This is a genomic window from Candidatus Nanopelagicus hibericus, from assembly GCF_002288005.1.
GTDB classification, from domain to species: domain Bacteria; phylum Actinomycetota; class Actinomycetes; order Nanopelagicales; family Nanopelagicaceae; genus Nanopelagicus; species Nanopelagicus hibericus.
The window spans coordinates 890519-907493 of sequence record NZ_CP016771.1; the positions used below are offsets into that span (position 1 = coordinate 890519).

General features: G+C 43.4%; 17 protein-coding genes and 3 tRNA genes. 8 read left to right on the forward strand and 12 right to left on the reverse strand.

Translation table 11 applies throughout. The features are described from left to right. Positions 1–6 precede the first annotated feature (6 nt). Positions 7–462: a ribose-5-phosphate isomerase gene (locus B1s21160_RS04610; protein WP_095672590.1), complete on the forward strand. Its 456-nt coding sequence runs from the start codon at positions 7–9 to the stop codon at positions 460–462. On the opposite strand, the gene trmB is transcribed toward B1s21160_RS04610, so the two are convergent. After that, entirely contained in the window at positions 459–1115 is a 657-nt protein-coding gene (trmB, locus tag B1s21160_RS04615; protein ID WP_095672591.1) for a tRNA (guanosine(46)-N7)-methyltransferase TrmB, read from the reverse strand. The genes B1s21160_RS04610 and trmB overlap by 4 nt on opposite strands. A gap of 81 nt (positions 1116–1196) precedes the next feature. On the opposite strand from trmB, the gene pepN reads away from it, so the two are divergent. Further along, positions 1197–3737: an aminopeptidase N gene (pepN, locus tag B1s21160_RS04620; RefSeq protein WP_095672592.1), complete on the forward strand. Its 2541-nt coding sequence runs from the start codon at positions 1197–1199 to the stop codon at positions 3735–3737. Position 3738: 1 nt separating this feature from the next. Here the strand turns inward: pepN and B1s21160_RS06360 are convergent, their stop codons facing one another. Together B1s21160_RS06360 and B1s21160_RS04625 are read right to left on the reverse strand one after the other, a co-directional pair. Then, positions 3739–3915 (reverse strand): hypothetical protein, encoded by a 177-nt coding sequence (locus B1s21160_RS06360; RefSeq protein WP_190276929.1) that lies wholly within the window; start codon positions 3913–3915, stop codon positions 3739–3741. Continuing rightward, on the reverse strand, positions 3912–4436 hold the full coding sequence (locus B1s21160_RS04625) for an HNH endonuclease (RefSeq protein ID WP_095672593.1): 525 nt from the start codon (positions 4434–4436) through the stop codon (positions 3912–3914). Before B1s21160_RS04625 ends, B1s21160_RS06360 begins: the two co-directional genes overlap by 4 nt. 132 nt (positions 4437–4568) lie before the next feature. On the opposite strand from B1s21160_RS04625, the gene B1s21160_RS04630 reads away from it, so the two are divergent. Further along, positions 4569–5132 carry a mechanosensitive ion channel family protein gene (locus B1s21160_RS04630; protein WP_095672594.1) on the forward strand — a complete coding sequence of 188 codons (564 nt, stop codon included), beginning with the start codon at positions 4569–4571 and terminating at the stop codon, positions 5130–5132. A 3-nt stretch (positions 5133–5135) separates the two neighbouring features. On the opposite strand, the gene B1s21160_RS04635 is transcribed toward B1s21160_RS04630, so the two are convergent. Genes B1s21160_RS04635 through ettA form a run of 3 tightly spaced genes read right to left on the reverse strand, consistent with a single transcriptional unit; the run spans position 5136 to position 7619 of the window. Next, positions 5136–5513, reverse strand: coding sequence for a globin (locus B1s21160_RS04635; RefSeq protein WP_095672595.1), 378 nt, complete (start codon positions 5511–5513; stop codon positions 5136–5138). Positions 5514–5522: 9 nt separating this feature from the next. Then, complete coding sequence (locus B1s21160_RS04640) at positions 5523–5927, reverse strand: acyl-CoA thioesterase (RefSeq protein WP_095672596.1); 405 nt, start codon at positions 5925–5927, stop codon at positions 5523–5525. A gap of 24 nt (positions 5928–5951) precedes the next feature. After that, complete coding sequence (ettA, locus tag B1s21160_RS04645; RefSeq protein WP_095672597.1) at positions 5952–7619, reverse strand: energy-dependent translational throttle protein EttA; 1668 nt, start codon at positions 7617–7619, stop codon at positions 5952–5954. Positions 7620–7670: 51 nt separating this feature from the next. Here ettA and B1s21160_RS04650 point away from each other — a divergent pair. Further along, positions 7671–7744, forward strand: a tRNA-Arg gene (locus B1s21160_RS04650). 6 nt (positions 7745–7750) lie between these two features. On the opposite strand, the gene B1s21160_RS04655 is transcribed toward B1s21160_RS04650, so the two are convergent. The 5 genes from B1s21160_RS04655 to pstC form a co-directional block, all read right to left on the reverse strand. After that, positions 7751–9163, reverse strand: coding sequence for an NAD(P)/FAD-dependent oxidoreductase (locus tag B1s21160_RS04655; protein WP_095672598.1), 1413 nt, complete (start codon positions 9161–9163; stop codon positions 7751–7753). Positions 9164–9364: 201 nt separating this feature from the next. Continuing rightward, positions 9365–10549: a substrate-binding domain-containing protein gene (locus tag B1s21160_RS04660; protein ID WP_095672599.1), complete on the reverse strand. Its 1185-nt coding sequence runs from the start codon at positions 10547–10549 to the stop codon at positions 9365–9367. A gap of 112 nt (positions 10550–10661) precedes the next feature. Further along, positions 10662–11606, reverse strand: coding sequence for a phosphate ABC transporter ATP-binding protein PstB (pstB, locus tag B1s21160_RS04665; RefSeq protein WP_190276930.1), 945 nt, complete (start codon positions 11604–11606; stop codon positions 10662–10664). Further along, positions 11603–12658, reverse strand: coding sequence for a phosphate ABC transporter permease PstA (pstA, locus tag B1s21160_RS04670; protein ID WP_095672600.1), 1056 nt, complete (start codon positions 12656–12658; stop codon positions 11603–11605). Before pstA ends, pstB begins: the two co-directional genes overlap by 4 nt. A 2-nt stretch (positions 12659–12660) precedes the next feature. Then, on the reverse strand, positions 12661–13641 hold the full coding sequence (gene pstC, locus B1s21160_RS04675) for a phosphate ABC transporter permease subunit PstC (protein WP_095672601.1): 981 nt from the start codon (positions 13639–13641) through the stop codon (positions 12661–12663). A 107-nt stretch (positions 13642–13748) separates the two neighbouring features. Here pstC and orn point away from each other — a divergent pair, with 107 nt between their 5' ends. Together orn and B1s21160_RS04685 are read left to right on the forward strand one after the other, a co-directional pair. Continuing rightward, entirely contained in the window at positions 13749–14297 is a 549-nt protein-coding gene (gene orn, locus B1s21160_RS04680) for an oligoribonuclease (protein WP_095672602.1), read from the forward strand. 68 nt (positions 14298–14365) lie between these two features. Then, positions 14366–14441, forward strand: a tRNA-His gene (locus tag B1s21160_RS04685). A 33-nt stretch (positions 14442–14474) separates the two neighbouring features. Here B1s21160_RS04685 and B1s21160_RS04690 read toward each other — a convergent pair. Then, positions 14475–15713, reverse strand: coding sequence for a Glu/Leu/Phe/Val family dehydrogenase (locus B1s21160_RS04690; protein WP_095672603.1), 1239 nt, complete (start codon positions 15711–15713; stop codon positions 14475–14477). A 94-nt stretch (positions 15714–15807) separates the two neighbouring features. Here B1s21160_RS04690 and B1s21160_RS04695 point away from each other — a divergent pair, with 94 nt between their 5' ends. Continuing rightward, complete coding sequence (locus tag B1s21160_RS04695) at positions 15808–16797, forward strand: magnesium and cobalt transport protein CorA (RefSeq protein WP_223297933.1); 990 nt, start codon at positions 15808–15810, stop codon at positions 16795–16797. A gap of 66 nt (positions 16798–16863) precedes the next feature. Continuing rightward, a tRNA-Lys gene (locus B1s21160_RS04700) sits at positions 16864–16936 on the forward strand. Positions 16937–16975 lie beyond the last annotated feature (39 nt).

The window sequence follows — 16975 nt, forward strand, 5'->3', positions numbered from 1 at the left end:
ACCGATATGAAGATTCATATTGGCAGCGATCACGCTGGGTTGGAGTTTAAAGCCAAAATCATTAGCCACTTAGAAAAACTAGGTCATCAAGTGACAGATCATGGGCCCCATCAATATGACGCATTAGATGATTACCCAATTTTTTGTATTCCAGCAGCCCAAGCTACTGCTGCAGATCCCACCTCTTTTGGAATTGTCTTAGGTGGCTCTGGAAATGGTGAACAGATGGCAGCTAACAAGGTGGTTGGTGTTAGAGCTGCTTTGGTTTGGTCAATTGAAACAGCAAAGTTGGCCCGTGAACATAACAATGCAAATGTAATTTCAATCGGCGGGCGGCTGCATGATGAGGCGTTTTGCCTAAAGTTAGTTGATACCTTTTTGGCAACGCCATTTACCAATGATGAACGGCATCTTAGAAGAATTGGTCAAATAGCAAAGTATGAAAAAGATGGAAAGATTTAACGCTTCACATACCTAAAATCAGTAACTACATGCCCCTTCTTTAACCCTTGACCTTCAAATTTTGAAAGCACCCGCCAATCCGGCCTTGGCACCACACCACCTGAAAAAGCTGAGCTGGCGGCAAAGTGATTATTAATCCAACCTGCATATGGCTGCCAATCAGTTGCAATGTGGATAAAGCCACCCGGTTTTAATTTCTTTGCCACCATCTCCACAAAATCACCTTGCACAATCCGCCGCTTATGCTGACGATTTTTTGGCCAGGGATCTGGAAATAATAAATGGATGCCATCTAAGGAGTTATCTAAAATGTAATTTTCAAATAAGTAGATCGCATCCTCCCTAATCAACTTAATATTGCTCAATTGTTTTTCAATAATTAAAAGCAGTAATGCAGCAAGGCCGGGCTTATGCATCTCAACCGCAAGATAGCCAACCTGGGCAGTGCTCTGCGCAATTTGCGCAGTTGCCTCCCCCATACCAGAACCAATTTCAACAATTACTTTTTCCTTGCCAGGCAAAATTTGATTAAAATCAATTGGTGATTCCACCTGAATTGAGTAATTACCCCAATACTGCTCCATTGCCAAAGCTTGGGCACGGGTCATTCGATCACCACGAAGTGAGTAACTGCGATTAGATGGTCGCTGCACTTGGTTTAACCTGCAATCTCTGCTTGGATATAGCAAATAATAATATTGGTATTAATACCATAACTGCTTTAAGGAGTAATCGTGCCAGGTTTAAACTCAACTCGAGCGGAGGCGGCTGAGCGCTCTAGCCACCTGGTGATTCAAAGTTATCAGGTCACTCTTGATCTGAGCGTAGGCGATGAAGTATTTGAATCAAAAACTATTGTTAAATTCACCTGCAATAAAGCTGGTTATGAGACATTTATTGATGCGGTGGGCAAGAATGTCATTAAAGCCACCCTTAACGGTGAGGTTGTTGATACCGCAAAATATGATGGTGAGAGTATTTTTCTTAAGAATTTAGCTTCCCAAAATGAGTTGGTAATTCACATGAATGGGTTGTACTCAAAAACTGGCGAGGGATTGCAGCGATCAGTTGATCCAGTTGATAATGAGGTTTATCTCTACTCCCAAGGTGAGACTGCATTTATTAGAAAGATGTATCCCTGCTTTGATCAACCAGATTTAAAGGCGACCTTTACCTTAGATGTCACCGCGCCAACTCATTGGCAGGTAATTTCAAATAATCCAGTCAAGGAAAAGATCAAGATTGATGAAAAAAATTCCAAGTGGAGTTTTACTACCACACCAAGAATTTCTACCTACATCACCGCCCTGATCGCAGGTCCTTACTACAGCGTGCAGGATGAGTATGTTGGTAAGAAGAAGGTGCCACTTGGAATTTACTGCCGTAAATCACTGGCAGAGTTTTTAGATCCAGAGGATATTTTCTTAATCACCAAGCAAGGCTTCACCTACTTTGAAAAAGTCTTTGGTCTGGAGTATCCATTTGAAAAGTATGACCAGATTGCAGTTGTTGATTTCAACTGGGGCGCGATGGAAAATGCCGGCGCTGTTACCTTTTTAGAACGGCTCTTAGTATTTAGATCCAAGGTTACCGAGCGTATGTATAACGCCCGGGCAAACACAATCTTGCATGAGATGGCCCATATGTGGTTTGGCAATATGGTCACCATGAAGTGGTGGGATGATCTTTGGCTTAATGAATCATTTGCCGAATGGTCTTCATACCTTGCAATGGTTGAGGGAACTAGATTTAAAAACTCATGGACCGGCTTTAATCAGGAGCGAAAGAATTGGGCCTACCGCCAAGATCAACTTGTCTCAACTCATCCAATAGTTTCAGATATGAAAGATATTGACACCGTTGCTGGAAACTTTGATGGCATCTCCTACGCCAAAGGCGCATCAGTACTTCAACAATTAGTTGCCCACGTTGGACGAGATAACTTCATCTTAGGATTACAAAAATACTTCACTAAGCATGCCTTTAAAAACACCACATTAGATGACCTACTTTATGAATTAACCCAAACAAGTGGCCGTGATTTAAAGCCATGGGTTTCAACCTGGCTGCAAACTGCCGGTGTAACCACCTTACGTCCAGCACTTGAGATTGAAAATGATACTTACAAATCTGTGGCGGTCGTGCAAGAGGTGCCAACCATGCCAGTTGGGTCTAAAGAGCTTCGCCCCCACCGAATGGCGGTTGGTTTATATGATCTAATTGGTAGCAAGATCGCACTTCGCAAAACAGTTGAGTTAGATGTAGCCGGTGCTAAAACCGTGGTTGCTGAGTTAGCTGGGCAAAAGGTGGCTGATCTATTACTTATAAATGATCGCGATTTATCTTATGCAAAGGTTCGATTTGATGATCGATCAATCACTACCCTAAAAGCACACCTAGGCAAGATTGATGATTCACTAACCCGCGCTCTGTGCTGGTCTGCAGCTTGGGATATGTTGCGCGATGCTGAAATTAGCGCAACTGATTTTATTGATATCGCACTTGCTGGTCTGCCGGGTGAAGATGACATTGCAACTGTCACCATCATTGCAAATCAATTATTCTCCACAATTGAGTTGTATTCCTCACCAAGCAAGCGAGACTCTGCCCGGCTTAAGGTAGGAAATGCATATGAGCAGATGTTAAGGCAGGCTAGGGCAGGCTCTGATCACCAGCTACAGTTTGCTAGAAACTTCACCTCATTTGCATCAAGTGCTGAGCACAATGATTTAATCAAAGAGTTGCTAGATGGAAAATTATCTGGGCTAAAAGTTGATGCAGATTTGAGGTGGACATTTGTAATTGCCCTAGCAGAGCGCGGCTTGATGGATAAACCAGCACTATCTGCTGAATTACTTAAGGACAACACCTTAACTGGACAACTCTCCCATGCAACTGCATTAGCATCACTACCTACGGCAGAAGCCAAAGATGAGGTTTGGAAATCCATTACCACAGAGGATCTGTCTACCTCTCAGCGGGAGGCGAAGATTGCTGGCTTTATGCGCGCACTTCACCGCCCACTACTTGCTGCATATGTTGATCCTTACTTTGAGTTACTTATGCAGACTTGGGGTAAAAAATCATATGAGGTGGCAAGTAAGTTTGTTATGGGAATGTATCCAACCTATATAACTACCAAAGAGACGGTAGATAAAACAACTACTTGGCTAAATACAACTGGTAAAGATGGTCAGGATGGACTTCGCAGATTAGTTTCTGAAGGTAGAGATGCTTTGGAGCGAGCGCTAAGAGTTCAAGCTAAGGATAAGTAAGCTACTCAATTGAGGTAAGGGATGCCGGCTTACTTTTTTTCTTGCTTCTAGTTTCTTTCGCGGTGATGTAAGCAAAAAATGAGATCACCACAAACAACAGTGTTGGTGCGCCAACAAAGTAGGTAAGTGTTTGTAGAACCGTTAGCCCTTCACCTGCAAAGGTGCCATCTTCAATCATGCGCTAGCTGCTCCGACTGCTTCCACCCCAAATGGCTTCAGGTATGGGATCCAAATCCGCTGTGGTTTACCTGTTCCTAAAATTCGCCAAGCAGCACCGACCGGCTCTCGTGGCTTATAGCGAAGCCGCCATCCTAAATCCTTCAAAGTTCTATCTGCTTTTAGGTGATTACATTTATGACAAGCTGAAACTACATTCTCCCAAACATGGCCACCACCCCTTGATCTTGGAATCACATGATCAATTGAGGTGGCAGTTACACCACAGTAAACACAACGATTGTTATCCCGTGCAAAAATTGCCCGACGAGATAGTGGCACTGCGTGACGATATGGAATCTTCACAAACTTATTTAATCTAATTACCGCCGGTAATGTGATGGTCCCTCTGGCGTAGGTAAGGATGCGGTCTGAATCTTCCACACTTGATGCACGCTGATTTAAGACGAGGAGTAATGCTCGTCTTTCTGTCACGACACCTAGTGGCTCGTAGGTGGCGTTCAGTACCAAAGTCTGCGACACTTTAAAAAACCTATTCCGTAAGGTCAGCGTGTGGCTCACACCGAATAGGGATATCTTGCCTTAGGTTGGCAAAAATTACCGCATTTCTAGGCATAATCTTGCTTACAATTGGGTTAAGGTTTGAATCTCACCATGAAAATACCGCAAAATTTGAGAGATTTACTTGAGGCCTTCACCGGTGCCCCACTTAACATCACCGTAGTTCTTGGCTTAGCCCTTGCTATTTCACGGCTTGGTCAACGCTGGATTACTAGATTCATGAATCGCATCGCCTCCGCTGATTTAATTCCCGGACCTAAGAGATCAGGGGTTAGACAAAAAGAGCGAGTGAAAACCACCAGTACGGTTTTAAAATCAACCTTAAATGGTGTGATCTGGTTGATTGCAATCTTTATGATCTTAGCTGAGTTTGGTTTAAATCTAGGCCCCCTGATTGCATCAGCTGGTGTGATTGGTGTGGCCTTAGGACTTGGCGCGCAAACTTTAGTGCGCGATATTTTATCTGGCATCTTTATGTTGGTTGAAGATCAATATGGTGTTGGCGATAAAATCGATGTTTTAGATATTCAAGGAGTGGTCGAAACAGTTGGACTTCGCATTACTACTGTAAGAGATGGCAAGGGCACAATTTGGTATCTGCGAAATGGTGAGATATTAAAGGTTGGTAATAAATCTCAACCTAAATCAAAGCGGTAATACTTACTCAGCCGCGTTAATCATCGCAGCAGCAGCTGCTTCTAGATACTGCCAAAGCTCACTTTTTAGATCATCTGCTATCTCAAGCCCATTTACCGCATCCTTCATACATACCAACCAAGCATCATGCTCCTTTTGTGAGATATGAAATTGTGCATGACGCTTACGCAATCTTGGATGGCCTCTCTCATCACTATAAGTTGTTGGCCCACCCCAGTACTGCTCTAAAAACATTTGTAACCTTCGGCCTGCACCATGTAAATCATTTTCTGGATACATCGGGCGCAAGATTGGATTAACTGCAACTAAGGCGTAGAAGTGTGAGACTAAATCATTAAAGGTTTTTTCTCCCCCTGCTCTTTCATAGAAAGTTTGGCTCAAATTTTCTCCTTATTTTTCCAAATACTTATCTAAAAACTCTCGTTCTACGGTATTGATCGGCCGTGATTTTCTGGTAGCTAAATCAATCGTCACTTGAACTGTCTTCATCTTGGCATAAATAACCCCAGCTTTAGATACCTCATACCCATTTACAAAGGATGAGTTGCCAATTGACTCTACCCACAATATGACATCATAAAAACAACCACCCTGCGTAATTGGTGCTAAGTAATCAACCTCACCACGTGCTACTACCATCTCAATTAAAATTGGCTTCTCATTTTTTGAAGTAAGTGAGTACCAAGCCCAGTCAAATCGCGCCTCTTGAGCGTAGGTTAAATACTTGGCGTTATTCACATGACCAAAGGCATCTAGATCATCCCAGCGCACAAATGCTTTATGGGTAAATTTCATTTGCTCTCCAATTGCTTTTTTCTATTACCTAGTTAACTTACGGTATGTAGCACGATGCGGACGGGCAGCATCAATGCCCAAACGAGCAATCTTATTCTCTTCATAACTTTCAAAGTTTCCTTCAAACCAGAACCATTTTGAATCACCCTCATAAGCCAATATATGAGTGGCAATTCGATCTAGAAACCAACGATCGTGGGAGATCACCACAGCGCACCCTGGAAAATCAAGGAGTGCGTTCTCAAGTGAGGTAAGGGTTTCAACATCTAAATCATTGGTCGGCTCATCAAGAAGTAATAAATTTCCACCCTGCTTAAGAGTCAGCGCTAGATTTAATCTATTTCGCTCTCCGCCTGATAAGACTCCAGCAGCTTTTTGCTGATCAGGTCCTTTAAAACCAAAGGCTGAAACATAAGCCCTAGAGGGCATCTCAACATTTCCAACTTTTATAAAATCAAGTCCATCTGAGACAACCTCCCATAATGATTTCTTTGGGTCAATGCCACCGCGGGATTGATCAACGTAAGAAATCTTTACCGTCTCACCAACTTTGACCACACCGGAGTCTGCTTTTTCCATTCCTAAAATAGTTTTAAATAATGTAGTTTTTCCAGCACCGTTGGGTCCAATAATTCCCACGATTCCATTGCGGGGCAGTGTGAATGAAAGATCATCAATTAAAATACGATCATCAAAACCTTTTACTAGATTTTTACTCTCCACCACAATATCGCCAAGTCTTGGACCTGGTGGAATTTGTAACTCCTCAAAATCTAATTTACGAGTCTTATCCGCCTCAGCTGCCATCTCTTCATAACGAGCAAGCCGTGCCTTTGACTTTACCTGTCGTCCCTTTGCATTCATCCTGACCCACTCAAGCTCCTCTTTTAATCGCTTCGCCCGCTTAACATCTTTTTGTCCTTCAACCTTCATACGCGCTTCTTTGGTTTCTAAATATGTTGTGTAATTTCCTTCATATGGATAGGCCCTTCCTCGATCTAACTCCAAGATCCATTGGGCCACATTGTCTAAGAAGTATCTATCGTGAGTAATAGCCACCACAGTTCCTTCGTACTTACTTAAATGTTGCTCAAGCCAAAGCACAGACTCTGCATCTAAATGATTAGTTGGCTCATCAAGAAGTAATAAATCTGGCTTTTGTAATAGCAATTTACATAGCGCAACACGCCTGCGCTCTCCTCCTGATAGGACTTTCACATCAGCTTCAGGTGGTGGACAACGAAGTGCGTCCATTGCTTGCTCAAGTTGTGAATCCAAATCCCAAGCATTTAAGTGATCTAGTTTTTCTTGCAGCGTACCCATCTCAGCAAGCAATTTGTCATAATCAGCATCTGGATTTGCCATCTCTTCACTGATTGCATTAAATCTATTTAATAATCCAATTGTCTGGGCCACACCCTCTTGGACATTCTCTAAAACATTTTTATCCTCAGATAATGGTGGCTCTTGTAGCAAGATGCCTACTGTGTAACCGGGTGATAAATAAGCCTCACCATTTGATGGTTGTTGCAGCCCGGCCATGATCTGTAGCACCGTTGATTTACCAGCTCCATTTGGACCAAGCACACCAATCTTGGCGCCGGGTAAAAACATCAAGGTGACATCATCAAGAATTACTTTATCCCCATGCGCCTTGCGCGCCTTTTTCATCGTGTAAATAAACTCAGCCATAGTGTCAAACCTTACCTGTTGTGATCGGTAGACTTATCCCATTCAAATAATGCGCCTGTAGCTCAGTCGGATAGAGCGAATGCCTTCTAAGCATTAGGTCGCAGGTTCGATTCCTGCCAGGCGCGCATTACTTAAGAATCAAAGCCCAAGCCAAGTCGGTCTAATAAGCGCAACCAAAGATTTCGCCGACCTTCATTTTGATCCGCCTTATTAATTGACCATTGAGTTAATCTGATAAATAAGAATCTAAAGGGTTCAGGTGGAAATGGGAATGGCTTATGTTTAACCATCGATAATTGCGTTGCTTCACTTTCAATTCCATCTAATAAATCCAACATGGTAGAGGCGCCAAATCTTGTGGTGGCAACCCCAAGGCCGGTATAGCCAAGAACGTAGGCAACTTTGTTATCAAATGCTTGCCCCCAAAATGGTGAAAATCTTGAGCAGGTATCAATTGCCCCACCCCAACCATGGGTAAATTTAATTCCAGCTAATTGTGGAAAGGTTTTGAAAAAATGCTCAGCAAGCTTGGCGTAGGTTTCAGGACGTGCTTCATACTCTGCTCGCACCTTGCCCGCGTAGTTATAAACCGCGTCATATCCACCCCATAAAATCTCATTCTCTTTAGTTAACCTGTAGTAATGGAATTGATACCCAGCATCGGATAGTCCTTCCCGACCTTTCCAGCCAATGCTTTCTAATTGCGCAGCTGTTAATGGTTGGGTTACTAATTGAAAGTCATAAACTGCAATTACATACTTTTTCACACTCTTTATCAGGGGTGTGTAAATATTTGTAGCTAGGGCTACCTTATTTGCCCTAATGGAGCCATAAGCACTCTTAACCACAACATGACCACCATCATCTATTAACTCTTCAACTTTAGAGTGCTCATATATTTTCACGCCTAGTGACAGACATGCTTTCTCTAAGCCCCAAACCAATCTGGCAGGGTCTACTAAAGCTGTGCCATCATGATCAAAGAGGGCGCCCTCATAAATCGGTGAGTTCACCAAGGCTCTAACCTGCTCTTTATCTAATACCTCAACATGATCACCAGTTTTATTTCTAGCGATCGCCTCCTCTTTTAATCCCACCATCTGCCAAGGGGCGACCGCCATGCGAAGCTCACCATTTCGCTCAAAATCACAATCAATCCCATATTTTTTAATCGTTTCCTCGATTGCGTCAAGATTTTGCCTGCCCAATCTTTCAATTACTGCCATCTCATCAGCAAAGCGGTTGTAGCCATTAACAAAACCGTGGGTGAGTGAACCATTACAAAAACCACCATTACGACCTGAGGCACCACTACCAGTCTCGCCCATCTCAATAATTACTACCTCACGTTTTGGATCACGCTCCTTTGCAAGAAGTGCTGTCCAAAGGCCGGTGTAGCCGGCGCCAATAATGCAAAGATCAGTTTGAATATCACTTGTTAAGGCAGAGTGAGAGGCAGGCTCTAATGGATCAGCATCTAGCCAGTACTGAGCAGGTTGAAGATCTGCTAATGAGTTAAGAACAATTGGATTAATCGCTGGCATGGGCTGACTCCGGTGTAAACCGGATTCCACCCCTTTGCGTATTATTAAGTGGCCCGGGTCCTCCGGAGTCCACACCCATAACGCAGATCTTTATCTAGCAATCTGTGGTTCGTTACAGCTACAAACCTAATACTACCCTACTGCGCAATAAGAAAACCCCCGCACTCTAGGAGTGTGCGGGGGTTTGTTTTACTTAGTTAATTACTTGATCTTGGCAATCTGTGCTTTTGCTTTGTCGTATAAAGCACCAGTAATTTGGATGTATCCTTTTTCTGGGAACTTCTTAGGACATTGCTCTAGCAAATATGTGTGCCACTCAGCTACGATCTTTTGTTTTTCAGGATCTTTCTTTGCAGCCTCTGGGTATACCAATCCATATGATGCGGTTCCAATTGGATATGCACCTGGGATCGCCTTTTGGTAAGGGGTGGTTACGCTGCCATTGGCTTCAATAGTTCCGCCACCAAGGAAAGCTGAGGTTGCAGCAGCCGTTGGCGGTACAAACTCTTTTGCCCAGTTTTGCACTAGGGCAGTTCCTAAGTTGTTGGATGTAAACCAAGCACTTTCAGCGTATCCAATTGCGCCAATCTTGCTCTTAACACCAGCTCCCACAAGTGCTGAACCGTTTGCACCTTGGAAGTTAAAGAAGTTTGAAAGAGAAACTGGAGTGCTATTTGCAAATGTTCCAGAGGCTGTCTTTGGCCATAGTGCTGCATTCTCTCCAGCGTTAGCACCCTGTAGGAACTTACCAAACTGCTCTGATGTTCCAGAGGAGTCGCTGCGGTAGTAAACAGTTATTGGTAGATTTGGCAGTTTTGCGTTTGCCTCTACTGTGTTGTACTTAAGAATTTTTGGCTTTCCAGCTTTATCTAGAACTGGCACAGTCTGAGTGGTGTTCTTGCCACCAACTTTTACTGTGACCTTCTTTGTTGCAAAGACTGGCACCTTAACTTCACCGTCATTTACAGTTCTAATTCGCACATCATTCCAGTTCTGAATTTCACCTGAAAAGATTTGAGCGATAACGGCTGGGGAGAGATAAATTGGTGTCTTTACAGTTGGTAAGTTGTAACCAATTGCAATTCCTGCTGCATAAACAGCTGCATACTCTAAATGAGCTGGGAATCCTGATGTGTAAACAGAATCAGAGGCTGCAAAATCAACTAGATTGCTAGCAAAATCGGTACGGCCTTTACCAGATCCACCTGCTGTGTAGTTAACAGTGTGGCCAGTATCTTTTGTGAACTCCACTTTACATACATCGATAAGTGGTTGAGCAAATGTTGCACCACTGCCATTAATCTGGCCAGCAAATGCAGGTGAAGATGAAAGAATTAATGAGGAAGTAGCGATTGCAATAATCGCAACTTTTTTGCCTAACTTCATAAAGCCTCCTGTTTAGATGGATGGGTAGGTTGAAATTAACCAAGCCCGGCTAACGCAGAGGCTGATTTTGGCAAACTTTATATGGCAATTAAGTTAACAATTGGTGTACTGATTAGCCAAATCTGCCAGAGACATAATCCTCTGTTCGCTTCTGTTTTGGATTAGTAAAGATCGCTTCAGTGGTGCCACTTTCAATTAAGCGACCTGGGCCGCCATCAGAAAGGAAGAATCCGGTGTAATCAGAGACGCGAGCTGCCTGTTGCATATTGTGAGTAACAATTACGATGCTCATCGAAGCTGATAGCTCTCTGACAGTCTCCTCAATACGAAGTGTTGAGCCTGGATCTAGTGCAGAACATGGCTCATCCATCAGCAATACCTGTGGATTAACTGCCAGGGAGCGAGCAATACATAAGCGTTGCTGCTGACCACCCGAGAGTGCTCCACCATACTCATTTAATCGATCCTTAACCTCATCCCATAAGCCTGCTCTTCTCAGACAACTCTCCAATAACTCATCAGCATTTTCTATCTTTATTTGCGCAAGTCTTAAGCCGGATAAAACATTCTCTTTAATTGTCATGGATGGGAATGGGTTTGGCTTTTGAAAAACCATACCAACTCGTAATCTAATTTTTGTGACATCAACTCCTGGCTCATAAACATCTTTTCCATCCAATAACACCTGACCAGCCAAGGCAGCTGTTGGAATGAACTCATGCATTCGATTTAAGATTCTGATGAATGTTGATTTACCGCAACCTGACGGACCAATTAATGCCGTTACAGTGCCAGAAAAGAAGTCCATGGAAATATCTTCAAGCACATGCTTCTTACCAAACCATGCGTGCACTCCCCTGGCCTCAAGACCGGTTGAGCCGGCGATAGGTTGGCCAATCTTTGCTCGTCTTGCTGATGCCACATCGGAGAGTGAATGGGTGGCAACTGATTGCTTTGCCGCGCTTCGATCTTGACTGATACTGCCTTGCTTGCCGGTTACCTGACTCATTGTTTCCTCTCGATCATTGTTTGAATTTGCGCCATCAGTTGTACTCATTTTTTGTTGCCCCTAGCTGAACTAAAGTATCGGGCTAAGGTAAAAATTATTAGAACTAAAATCATTAATACAAAGACACCTAACCAGGCGCGGCTAATTGAGTTTTCATTACCAATCAGCAGGTTCTTCCAAACGTAGTATGGAAAAGCGGACATATTGCCCTGACCTGGATTTAGATTAATTGCATCAGCGCCACCAATAGTTAGAAGTAATGGCGCAGTCTCACCAACTACTCGTGCAACTCCTAAAATGATTGCAGTTACCAATCCACTGCGAGCCGCTGGCACAATAACCATAGCTACTGTTCGCCACTGGGTGGCACCTAGTGCCAGCCCTGCCTCCCGTAGATCCTGTGGAATTAATTTCAATACCTCCTCAGAGGTACGGGCAACTGTTGGAATCATTAATACAGTAAGTGCAAAGCCACCAGCAATTCCACTATAGGCATTACCTAATTGAATCATCCAGACGGCAAAAATAAATAGTCCAGCAACAATTGATGGCACTCCACTCATTGCCTGCACAAAGAATCTAACGAGGCCAGCAAATCTCCCCTTCACCTCGACAATATAGAGCGCAGTTAAGATACCAATTGGTGTAGCAAGAAATGTTGCAAAGGTTACGATATAGGCGGTTCCAATTACTGCGTGCAATAAACCACCTTCAGTTAATGGTGACTCAGATGAACTCTCCGCCATATCATCGGTGAATATTCCAAAGGAAAATCCCACAGTGCCTAATTTTACAATTTCATAAATCACAGAGGTGAGAGGAATAATTACAAAAGCGGCGGCAATATAAACCAAAACAGTTGTTGTGGAGTTCATAGCAGCCTTACGATCCCTGCGGATCCAACTAATTGTGGTGGCGGTAATAATCGCCATAAAGATTAAGGTGAGTGCGAAACCTAATTTTCCTTTAAGGGGAGAGATTGCAACTATTGCAAAGGTAGCGGCAACTGTAAATATTGCTCCAAACAAGTCTGGCAAAATCTGTTTTGGGGTAAGTTTCCATGGCCTACCTGGTTGGACCGCTGTAAGAGTTTGAGTCATTTTTACTCCCTTGCAGTCTTATTAATAATGTAGTTGGCTAAAAAATTAACCATCAAGGTAACTAGGAATAACACAAAACCAGCTGCCATTAACGCTTGTAACTCAACAAAATCTGCCTCACCAAATTTATTAACAATCATCGAGGCCACATTTCCACCAGCACTGAGCAGAACTTCAATTCTTATGTCATATACCAAATTTAAAACGGTATAAACTGCAACTGTTTCACCCAATGCTCGACCAAGACCTAGCATCGCGCCCCCTACGACACCACCTCGGCCATATGGAAAAACTACCGCTTTAATCATCGACCATTTGGTAGCACCCAGGGCGTAAGCAGCTTGAATACGTTCTAATGGTGTTTGCGCAAAAACCTCACGGGCAATTGCGGTAACAATCGGTGTGATCATAATTGCTAACACCAACCCAGCAATAAATGGTGAGCGGGTGAAAACCGGTGCTGGCATATCAAAGAAAGGAATAAAGCCAAAGTACTTATGAATTAATTTCGCCCAGTACTCAGCATGTGGCATTAAAACAAAGAAGCCCCATAATCCATAAACAATTGATGGAATCGCAGCCATTACATCAACTACCACCACCATTGGTTTTTTTAACCACTCTGGTGCGTAATAGGATAAAAACAATGCTGTGCCAACTGCAATCGGCACACCCATGATCATCGCTAATATTCCAGTAACAATGGTTCCGTAAAGCATCGCACCGATTCCATAGGATGCGAGTTGTTCATTCTCTGGCACCGCATCAACCCAATCAAAGCCAGTCAAAAATGCTAAGCCGGCATTACGTATTGCTTCAAAGCCGTTATAGATTAAAAAGAAACCAATTAAACCAAGTATTGCTAGCGAGATTAATCCACCACCGGTGACAACCCCACGAAAAACCTTGTCGGTGAAGCGTAATTCAGTGGTAATAACTCTTGGTTCGGGGGTTTGCTTTTGTTCAACTACCGCTGAGGACATGTGTGAATCCTGCCCTGAAGCCGCATTATTAGTAAGGCAGGTGGGTTAAAACAAGGTGAACGAGAGATGAAATCAAGCGTGAGTGGCATCCAATAGGCTTACCCCATATGAGCCAAGATCTGCCACACCTAATCTGGGTCGATTGTGAGATGACAGGGCTAGATATCAATAAAGATGCCTTGGTTGAAATAGCTGTTTTAGTAACTGATGCCCAACTTAATGTGTTGGGCGCGGGTGTTGATCTAGTAATCAAATGTGATCAGGTGAAGCTAGATTCTATGCAACAGGTAGTAATAGATATGCATAGTAAATCTGGGCTGATAAATGAGATACCAAATGGCACCACACTTGCAGCGGCGGATGATGCGATTATTACCTACTTAAAAAAGTATGCACCAAGTGAGGGCAAATCCCCATTGGCTGGAAACTCTGTCTATGTTGATCGCGCCTTTATTGCCAGAGATCTACCAAAGTTAAATGCATACCTACATTATCGAACCATTGATGTTTCAACCATCAAAGAGTTAGCAAGAAGGTGGCATCCAAAAACCTACTTCGCAGCCCCTGCCAAAGATGGCAACCACCGGGCCTTAGGTGATATCCGAGATTCAATCGCAGAGCTTGATTACTACCGCAGCGCAATCTTTCTTCCCTAATTACCCGTAGATTTGGTGAAAATACCTTAGGTATTTTTTGCCGTATCATTAGCCAAGCAATAAACATGGTGGGCGTAGCTCAGCTGGTAGAGCACCCGGTTGTGGTCCGGGATGTCGCGGGTTCGAGCCCCGTCGCTCACCCCACATTATTAATTACTACTGGTTAACTCTAAATACCTAAACTAATGAGCCTCTAACACTAAAGGCCTCTGCCACTCTGCCTACTGAAACAATAAAAGCGGCACTTCTGAGATCAACATTGTATTTTTTAGAGATAGCATAAACATTGATAAAGGCCTTACCCATCCGCTCATCTAACTCCTTGCGAAACTTTTCAATTGGCCAGGAGAATTGTTGAATATTTTGGGTCCACTCAAAGTAGGAGCCCATCACACCACCACTATTGGCCAGGATATCTGGCACAATCAAAATATTATTGGATTTTAAAATTAGATCAGCTCTGGTTGTAATCGGCTGATTAGCACCTTCGACAATAATCTGCGCCGCTACCTTGTCAGCATTTTTGCTGCTGATAACTCCACCCAACGCTGCTGGAATCAAGATATCGCACTCAATCTCTAATACATCAGTTGAGCTAATTCGATTATCTGATTTAACCTGGCTCAAATCCTTCATCCCAAAAATAGCCGCAACATCAATGCCATTTTTCTCATAAATACCGCCAGTAACATCACTGATTGCGACAACCTTCATTCCTAACTCTTGGCAGACCAGCGCTGCATAACGCCCAACATTTCCAAAGCCTTGAATGGCAACTCTGGCACCTGCTATTTTGCGATTTGTCTCAGTTAATGTCGCTGCTGCAATCTGAGCAACACCACGACCTGTTGCCTCCTCCCGACCAGGTGCGCCAAATAAGCCAACTGGTTTACCAGTAACACAAGCAGGTTGGAAACCTTCTAGACGGTGAAACTCATCCATCAACCACGCCATTGTTTGGGAATCAGTTCCCATATCTGGAGCTGGAATATCTCGATTGGGACCTAGGACATTTATCAATGTTCTAGTCCACCTTCTTATTACCTCCTCCTTTTCAATTGGCGATAATTTGCTGGCATCAACTGTGACGCCACCTTTGCCACCACCAAATGGCACATCAATTAATGCAGTCTTCCAAGTCATTAAGGAAGCAAGTGCGCGCACCTCATCAAGATTTACATCTTGGTGGAATCTAATGCCACCTTTTCTAGGTCCTCTAGCACTTGAGTGCTGCACTCGGTAACCAGTTAGTACATCTATTCCAGAGTCTCGGTGTAGTGGTATTGATATAACTACCTCTCGCTCACAAGCAGAGATTGCGTTAATTACACCTTTGTCGATCTTTAAAATCTCACCAGCTTGAGCAACTCGCTCATTGACCTCAGCAAAAGCTGAGTGCTCAGACTTCTCTGTCATGAGGTCAATCTAGTTTAATTTGAGAGTAATTGTTAAATATTCTGCAAATACCCGCCAAACTCTAGATTAACTCCCACTGGAAGTTGCCAGGGTAATGAATACTGGCCCTGTGATTGTTGATATTGCCCTCTACCTAGAGGGTAGACGAAGTAGTGATGCCCCTACAGATTTATCAGATCAGGTTGAGATTGCAAGAAAAAATAATGGCTTTGTCTGGATAGGCCTCTCCGAGCCAACCTCAGCTGAGTTTGATCATGTGGTGGGTGAGTTGAATTTTCATCCACTTGCAATTGAGGATGCGGTCTTGGCCAAGCAGCGCCCAAAGATTGAGGATTACGCTGGGCTGACATTTTTTGTAATCAAAACAGTTTTCTATGATGAGGCCAAATCTGAGGTGACCACCGGAGAGTTGATCTGCTTTGTTGATAAACACTTTATTGTGATTGTTCGACACGGAGAGGGCTCACCATTAACCTCGGTCCGACAGGATATTGAAAATCATCCTGAGCAATTAAAGATGGGTCCCTTTGCAGTACTACACACAGTAGTTGATCGGGTAATCGATGGTTATACCAAGATCGCCACTGAGTTAGAAAACGACATAATTGATATTGAAACTGCAGTATTTAGTGGGCAGCGAAAAACTTATAGCCAAAAAATCTATTTTCTAAAGCGTGAGGTGATTGAGTACCGCCATGCAATTGAACCATTGCTGACTCCATTACAAAAAATTGTTAGTGAAGGTTTTGATAAAGCACCTGAGTTAATAAGACCATTTTTCAGAGACACCATTGATCACCTGCAACATGCATGTGAGCACGCATCTGGCATGGACTCACTTTTAACCACAGTACTGCAAGCAGATCTGGCGCATGTGCAGGTGAGACAAAATGAGGATATCCGGCGAATCTCAGCCTGGGTGGCACTAGCTGCTGGCCCAACCATGATCGCTGGTATCTATGGAATGAATTTTGAACACATGCCAGAGTTGGGATGGCGTTATGGGTATGGAATTACTTTGGGTGGAATTATTCTCTTAAGTTCAATACTTTTCTATAAATTCAAAAAATCACGCTGGCTTTAAGCCAGTATCTGAGTGGGTTAATCACCAACCTGCTGCTGATAGGGTTACCACCGCAGAAAACTATCCGGGTTGTTAGCTCAGTTGGTAGAGCAGGTGACTCTTAATCACCGGGTCAGGGGTTCAAATCCCTTACAACCCACTTTATGTGTGCAAGATTCTCGATTTAGTTTACTGAGAA

Coding starts and splice junctions, on each gene's coding strand:
- B1s21160_RS04690 (WP_095672603.1), bottom strand. CDS start 15,713: ATGACAGAGAAGTCTGAGCACTCAGCTTTTGCTGAGGTCAATGAGCGA.
- orn (WP_095672602.1), top strand. CDS start 13,749: ATGAGCCAAGATCTGCCACACCTAATCTGGGTCGATTGTGAGATGACA.
- B1s21160_RS06360 (WP_190276929.1), bottom strand. CDS start 3,915: ATGATTGAAGATGGCACCTTTGCAGGTGAAGGGCTAACGGTTCTACAA.
- B1s21160_RS04655 (WP_095672598.1), bottom strand. CDS start 9,163: ATGCCAGCGATTAATCCAATTGTTCTTAACTCATTAGCAGATCTTCAA.
- B1s21160_RS04640 (WP_095672596.1), bottom strand. CDS start 5,927: ATGAAATTTACCCATAAAGCATTTGTGCGCTGGGATGATCTAGATGCC.
- B1s21160_RS04695 (WP_223297933.1), top strand. CDS start 15,808: ATGAATACTGGCCCTGTGATTGTTGATATTGCCCTCTACCTAGAGGGT.
- pstC (WP_095672601.1), bottom strand. CDS start 13,641: ATGTCCTCAGCGGTAGTTGAACAAAAGCAAACCCCCGAACCAAGAGTT.
- pstA (WP_095672600.1), bottom strand. CDS start 12,658: ATGACTCAAACTCTTACAGCGGTCCAACCAGGTAGGCCATGGAAACTT.
- B1s21160_RS04660 (WP_095672599.1), bottom strand. CDS start 10,549: ATGAAGTTAGGCAAAAAAGTTGCGATTATTGCAATCGCTACTTCCTCA.
- pstB (WP_190276930.1), bottom strand. CDS start 11,606: ATGAGTACAACTGATGGCGCAAATTCAAACAATGATCGAGAGGAAACA.
- ettA (WP_095672597.1), bottom strand. CDS start 7,619: ATGGCTGAGTTTATTTACACGATGAAAAAGGCGCGCAAGGCGCATGGG.
- B1s21160_RS04610 (WP_095672590.1), top strand. CDS start 7: ATGAAGATTCATATTGGCAGCGATCACGCTGGGTTGGAGTTTAAAGCC.
- B1s21160_RS04630 (WP_095672594.1), top strand. CDS start 4,569: ATGAAAATACCGCAAAATTTGAGAGATTTACTTGAGGCCTTCACCGGT.